The sequence below is a fragment of the Geminocystis sp. GBBB08 genome, from assembly GCF_016743215.1.
In the GTDB taxonomy this organism is placed as follows: domain Bacteria; phylum Cyanobacteriota; class Cyanobacteriia; order Cyanobacteriales; family Cyanobacteriaceae; genus Geminocystis.
Map to the genome: position 1 here is coordinate 1 of NZ_VRZC01000195.1, position 6,359 is coordinate 6,359.

Consider the following 6,359-nt stretch of genomic DNA (forward strand, 5'->3'; position numbering starts at 1 on the left):
GTACAACATTATTTCCTATCTTTAAATATTTCACAACTGATTTAGTATTGCTATATATACTATTGATTCTGTCTAAGTATTTATAGGCAACAAAAGTTATTTATCAATGTCAATTATCAATTATTAATTATCAATTACTCACTCGATGACTCAATCTGCTTCTTTAATGTCTGATTCTAAACTAATTATCGAAAATCAATCTCAGCCGGCAATTCTTCTTCAACTACCCGATTTTCCTTTACCTAATACTAGCGGTATGATGAAAATGCAACAACATCTTGATTTACTGTTATTAGCCTTAGAAGCCTTACAGTTAGGTGGCTCAGAATATATGTTAGCAACGGCAAAAGAGTTGGAGTTAAATAATCTCGTCAAAAATCGTCTTAGTTTATGGCGATTACGTTGTAGTAATCCTTGGCGTAAATGTTATACCCGACATTCCCTAACTCTATCTCAAGCGAAAGCCTTAGTGCTGATTACTTCTGAAAGTGCTAAAAAATGTATTATTCCAATCCGACAATTATTGATTTCTGTGCAACAAATGACAGATAAAGATATGCCCTTAGAAAATAATTTTCGTATTTCTGAATATTTTACTAGGTTTCAAGCTCATTTTACCAGTCGGATGAATCCTCGTCGTGCTAAAGTTTCTGTTTATTTATCTAATCCAGAAGAATTAAATCAATTAGCATTATCTTTATTAGAAGAATTATTATTTTGTACTGGTATTAGAGGAAAAGAAAGATTTTGGATTAGTCTTTTTGATGGTGAAATTAATCTAGAGATCGCAAAGTAGTTGGTTTTATCTAATAAAGAATAAGTGTAGTTGATTACTAATTACTAATTTATTATTCTTTATTCCCTTGACTATGATATAATTTGAGAGATTTTAACCCTATAAATTGAGCAATGGCACAGACACGAGCAAAAATAGCAGTGGATGCAATGGGCGGAGATAACGCCCCAGAAGAGATCGTTGCTGGTGCAATCCGAGCCGCAGCAGAACTCGAAGTCGATATATTAATAGTAGGTGATTCTGATGCAATTCAGTCAGAAATAGATAAACATGGTAACACTGTCAACAATATCGAAATTGTACCTGCTGATGGTGTTGTCTCTATGGAAGAAGAAGCCCTTGTCGGTGTTCGTCGAAAGCCTAATGCTTCTATTAATGTTTCCATGAATTTGGTTAAGGAAAAACGATCTCAAGGAGTTGTTTCAGCAGGGCATTCAGGTGCTGCTATGGCGGCCGCATTGTTAGGATTAGGACGAATTAAAGGGATCGATCGCCCGGCTATTGGTGCTGTATTCCCGACAATGTACGCTAATAAATCAGTAATTGTCTTAGATGTAGGTGCTAACGTTGATTGTAAGCCTAAATATTTAGAACAATTTGCCCTCATGGGAACGGTTTATAGTAAATATGTTTTAGAAATTGAAGATCCAAAAGTTGGTTTAGTTAATATCGGCGAAGAATCGAGTAAGGGTAATGAATTAGCGAAAGAAACTTATAAATTATTAAGTGATAATCCCAACATCTCTTTTCTTGGTAATGCTGAAGGACGAGACGTATTATCAGGAGATTTTGATGTCATTGTTTGTGATGGCTTTGTAGGTAATGTGCTACTCAAATTTGCGGAAGCAGTGGGAGAAATTATGTTACAAATAATCAAGGAAGAATTACCCTTCGGCATTAGAGGGAAAATAGGTGCGGGGATTCTCAAGCCCAATCTTAAGCGTATCAAACAACGCATTGATCATGCTGAACATGGAGGAGCATTATTATTAGGAGTAAATGGAGTATGTATCGTCAGTCATGGTAGTTCTCAAGCCCCTTCAATTTTTAACGCCATTCGTATTGCCAAAGAAGCTATCGGCCATGGTGTTATTGAAAAAATCCAAAATGCTCAAAGTCTTGATCGGGAAAAATTGACAATTGACAATTGACAATTAAAGAGAATTATTGACAGGCAGGATGCTTGTTTTATAGATAATTAATGATTAATTGTTCACTATAGCAGTCCTAAATAGGTTGTAGTAAATTAAATATTAATAACTCTCAAACTCAAGTAATTTCTAAATTCTCAATTCTCAATTTTTCCCAACGGAAATGCCATCAATTAAATAGGATTGCTATATTCATTGTTCATTGTTAAAGGAGTAAATCATTGGAGCAGGTCAAAAAAGGCGTTACTATTATTAGTAGTGGTTCAGCAAAGGTTACACAAGTGTTAGATAATCACGATTTAAGTAAAATAGTTGATACTTCAGATGACTGGATAAAAACCCGTACTGGTATCCGAAAACGTCATATTGCCGATGTTCATTCTTTATGTGATTTAGCTTCCCAAGCCGCTCAAAAAGCTATTGTTAACGCTAGTTTGACTCCTGCTGACATTGATATGATTATCCTTGCTACTTCGACTCCTGATGATTTATTTGGTAGTGCTAGTAAAATACAAGGTATGATTGGGGCGACTAAAGCTGTTGCTTTTGATTTAACTGCCGCTTGTTCAGGTTTTGTATTTGCTTTAATTACGGCTAGTCAGTTTATCCGTAACGGTGTTTATGAAAATATTGTCGTTATTGGTGCTGATTGTTTATCCCGTTGGGTGGATTGGAGCGATCGCACTACCTGTGTCTTGTTTGGTGATGGGGCTGGGGCAGTAGTTTGTCAGGCTAGTGAATTTGGCGATCGCTTATTAGGTTTTGAAATGTGTAGTAATGGGAGTCTCAATAGTGCTTTGAATTTAGCTTATCAAGGGGAAATAAAAAATATTGGTCATCATAAACAAATTACCCAAGGGCAATTCGGTAAAATCACCATGAACGGTAGAGAAGTGTATCGTTTTGCGGTGAATAAAGTTCCAGAAGTCATCGAAAAAGCCTTATTTAGAGCTGATTTAACCATCGAACAAATAGACTGGTTAATTTTGCATCAAGCGAATCAAAGAATTATTGAAGCCGTAGCCGAAAGATTAAATATCCCCTCTTGGAAAGTAATTTCTAACCTTAGTGAATATGGCAATACTTCCGCCGCTTCTATTCCCCTTGCTTTAGATGAAGCACTCACTCATGGAAAAATTAGAAATGGTGATAGAATTGTTACGTCTGGTTTTGGTGCCGGTTTAACATGGGGTGCAGCGATTTTTCAATGGGGGAATCTTCCTTAAAAAAAATTATAGCACAAATTAAATATTTTCCATTTCTTTAATAATTTTCATGGTTTCAAAACTAATAGTTGTCACCCTCATTAATAAGTGAATTACCTCCTCTTTATAGTCACCAAAACGATAATTATTAAACTTTTCTGCGATCGTTTTATCCTTCGATTTTTTCTCCTTATATTGATCTAAAATCCACTCTAAAGCGCTACGATTTCCTAGTTTATATTTCCAAGCCGTAGGCGGAATTTCTGTTAAGGTTGTTACCTCATCAATGATAATTTTATGATTAATTTTATCCGCTTTTAACTTAACTTTAGGCATCTTATTCTCCCCTTTATCAAGAGGGGTTAGGGGCGATTTTTCTTTAGGCAAAGGGCTTAAGCCCCTTGTTACAGATATATCAATTCTCTTTAAATTATAAGGCTCGATCGACTCATAATTAAGATGTAAATTCATTAACATTTTACCCCAATTTACCCATTGATAAAAGTCATCATAAAAAGGTATTCTCGGAAATTCTCTCTTTAAATTTAACTCATATTTCGATTGATATTTCGGATTATGTAAAACGGCATAAACATAATAAAAAATATCAATTTTCTCAATATCTTTTTTCCCATCTCCCGTGAAACAGGCATCCTGCCTGTTAGCCTCAGACGGGCTAGAAGCCCGTTTCACATTATAATATTCTCTGAATTTTCCTAAAGCCCAATCGGTGATATTTTCCTCTCTTTTTTGCTTTCCCAGTATCCCCAATCTAATTGTAAAGCGTCTTTAATTGTGCCATCGGGAGTAATTCTCTGATTTTTGTAGGGTAATTCAGGGATTAATAAAAAGTTTCTTGTTTGACAGTAATTATTGAGTAAATTTTGAAAGGCAACTCTAATAGTGGATTCGTTTTTTCTACCGCCATAACGCTTAATTTTTTCGACTTCGTTATGATACTGGGTGATGAGTAGTTTAGACATAGGGAAAATTTAACATTTACCGCCCATTGTATCATTATAAGACACTATAGTCCTTCTTTAATCTACAATTTATCTATAAAATCATCCTGCGTTACTGAAATCTTAGTATAATTGTTTCTTGCTTTCGTCGCAAACACGCAAAGATATTTTATTAATACCGGATTCAAGCTACTTCTTTTTTAACGGATAAATCTTCACTCAAATTAATTTGATCTTAAATGGGAATAGAACAGTTATGATTGAAATAGATTTTATTCTAAATGAATTAACTGACACTTTTTTAATCCCATTCGTTAAATTCAATTATGACAACTACGATCGCCGAAATTAGATGTATTAATAAAAGATGTAAAGCCTTGAATCTTTTAGAAAATACATTTTGTCATCGTTGTCAAACTCCATTGGTTAAACGTTACTTACGAATCATTGGCACATTAACTAAAGAATATGGCGTTGGAGAATTAATCGAAAATCGTTTTTTTGTTTGTCAACCAAATGTTGTCATTGACACTAAACCTAGTATAGTCCCTATTTTCCCAGAAACAGTGTCCGATGAGATCACTCCTTATTTGAAACTTTTTTCCCATCGTTTACATATACCTCAAGTTTATGGTTGTATAGATAAAGAATATTCAGCTTGGTTATTGGAATATGAAAATATCCCCCTCAATGAGACTGGTAATTTAGTTTATCCTGATTTATTTCCTGCTATTGAATTTAGTTTTTTCCATGTTTCACCATTAAGGCAGGTAAATTGGTTATGGCAGATGGTACTACTTTGGAAGCCTTTAGCTAGACAAAAAGTATTATCTAGTTTATTCCTACCGAATAATCTCAAAGTAGCTGGAGGAATTATTAAGATAATTGAATTAAAATTTGATCATGATAGTAACCCTAATTTAAAAGATTTAGCTAATTTATGGGAAGTTTGGTTTCCAAAATTTAATCCTCTTATTCAAGAAGTAATGGGTAAAATTATCCTTTCTATACAGCAAAATATTCTTGATAATTCTGATAAAATTTTAGCAATTTTTGATCAAGTTTTATATATTTTAGGTAATAGTTATTATCAAAGAAAATATCAAATAATTACCGCTAGTGATCCGGGTAAAAAAAGAGCTAATAATGAAGATTCTTGTTTTCCTAAAACTAATAACCTTAAAAATACAAGGTCAAGTTTGGAAACTTTAGCCATAGTTTGTGATGGTTTAGGTGGCCAAGAAGACGGTGAAATTGCCTCTAAAATGGCGATCGAAATAATGAAGAAAGAATTAGAAGATTCTTATAAAAAAACCTTAAAAGAAACTTTACAAAATAAATATTGGACACCATTAATTGACGCAGAAAAAATTTATAATGCGGTGTCTAAAGCTAATGATGAAATTACTAATATTAATAATATAAAAAAACGTAAAGATAAAGAAAGAATGGGTACAACCACTGTCATTACAATGGCTATCGCTCATGAAATATATTTAGCTCATGTAGGAGATTCTCGTATTTATTGGGTTACAGAAGATAGTTGTCATCAAGTGACGGCAGATGACGACTTAGCTACAAGAGAAGTACGATTAGGCAATGGTTTTTACCGACAAGTGATTAGAAATTCGCAAACAGGGGCGCTCTTACAAGCATTAGGGATGGAATCTTCTCGTCGCTTAAAAGTTCATATTAGACGATTTATTTTAGATGAAAACTGTGTATTTTTATTGTGTTCTGATGGATTGTCTGACTATGAGCGGGTTGAACAATATTGGATGACAGAAATATTACCTATAATTAAACAAGAAATAAATATAGAAGAGGCGGCAAAGAAAATTCTTGATATAGGCATTAATAAAAATGGTCATGATAATGTGACAATAGCATTAGTACATTGTCAATTAGAAGAAAAAAAACCCGATGAACATGATGGTAAATTATCATGGAAATATTTAGAAGAAATAATGCCAGATTTACCGCAACCAAATGGAGGTATTAAATTTAAAAAAACTGAAAATATCAACGATAATTTTAGCAAAAATCCTCAATTAAACCAACAAACAATTATCTTAATAATTAGCTTGATAGTAATAATTATAGGATTTTTATTCTGGTATAATAAGAAATCTTCTCAAAATAATTCCATGATTAAAGATTATTTGATAATAGTTATAGTTAATTCAATTAAGATTGAGACAAATTTAAAAATTTTGTAGGGTGGGCAATGCCCCAGGGCGTTTTC

The 6,359-nt window shown here is 33.3% G+C and carries 4 protein-coding genes and 2 pseudogenes; 4 read left to right on the plus strand and 2 right to left on the minus strand.

Annotation, left to right across the window (positions count from 1 at the left end; genetic code table 11):
• Window positions 1-145 precede the first annotated feature (145 nt).
• From FWJ34_RS17260 to FWJ34_RS17270, 3 genes are all read left to right on the plus strand, one after another.
• Entirely contained in the window at window positions 146-796 is a 651-nt protein-coding gene (locus FWJ34_RS17260) for a DUF3038 domain-containing protein (protein ID WP_396232059.1), read from the plus strand.
• A 113-nt stretch (window positions 797-909) separates the two neighbouring features.
• Entirely contained in the window at window positions 910-1,947 is a 1,038-nt protein-coding gene (plsX, locus tag FWJ34_RS17265) for a phosphate acyltransferase PlsX (protein ID WP_308256582.1), read from the plus strand.
• Between the two features lie 221 nt (window positions 1,948-2,168).
• On the plus strand, window positions 2,169-3,173 hold the full coding sequence (locus FWJ34_RS17270) for a beta-ketoacyl-ACP synthase III (RefSeq protein WP_308256583.1): 1,005 nt from the start codon (window positions 2,169-2,171) through the stop codon (window positions 3,171-3,173).
• Between the two features lie 18 nt (window positions 3,174-3,191).
• Here the strand turns inward: FWJ34_RS17270 and FWJ34_RS17275 are convergent.
• Window positions 3,192-3,899: pseudogene (locus FWJ34_RS17275) on the minus strand (type ISP restriction/modification enzyme); the annotation flags it as partial.
• A pseudogene (locus FWJ34_RS19635) lies at window positions 3,896-4,135 on the minus strand (hypothetical protein); the annotation flags it as partial. The pseudogenes FWJ34_RS19635 and FWJ34_RS17275, both read right to left, overlap by 4 nt.
• Before the next feature lie 305 nt (window positions 4,136-4,440).
• Between FWJ34_RS19635 and FWJ34_RS17280 the strand changes: the two are divergent.
• The gene (locus FWJ34_RS17280) at window positions 4,441-6,333 is read left to right on the plus strand and encodes a serine/threonine-protein phosphatase (RefSeq protein WP_308256584.1); all 1,893 of its coding nucleotides are present in this window, start codon (window positions 4,441-4,443) and stop codon (window positions 6,331-6,333) included.
• Window positions 6,334-6,359 lie beyond the last annotated feature (26 nt).